Consider the following 363-nt stretch of genomic DNA (forward strand, 5'->3'; position numbering starts at 1 on the left):
GGGTCAGGCTATACGCAGATACTGATCAACGGCGAGCCTGCTCCAAGCGGCTTCTTGCTGGAACAGATCAATCCGGCGCAAGTTGAGCGTATCGAGATTCAGAAGGCCGCCACGGCGGACCAGAGCACGCAGGCGGTGGCAGGCAGCATCAATATCGTTCTGAAAACTGTAGCAAAGAAACGCCAGGCCAGTGTCAAGTTGGGTGTCGCATACAGCACCGGGCGGCCGACGGCGAATGTGAGCGCGCTCTATAGCGAGAGGGCGGGCGACCTCTCTTATTCATTACCCGTCTCAGCCTACGAGTATGACAGCAGTGCAGAAATGAAGGTGTCGCGGTACGTTGCAGGCAGCTTGGGTACTGTC

At 57.6% G+C, this 363-nt stretch carries 1 pseudogene; it reads left to right on the forward strand.

Features of this window, described 5'->3' with window-relative positions:
* Positions 1 to 363: pseudogene (locus tag KDM89_RS20460) on the forward strand (hypothetical protein); the annotation flags it as partial.

The sequence above is a fragment of the Cognatundibacterium luofuense genome, assembly GCF_018139685.1.
Lineage (GTDB): Bacteria > Pseudomonadota > Gammaproteobacteria > Burkholderiales > Burkholderiaceae_D > Undibacterium > Undibacterium luofuense.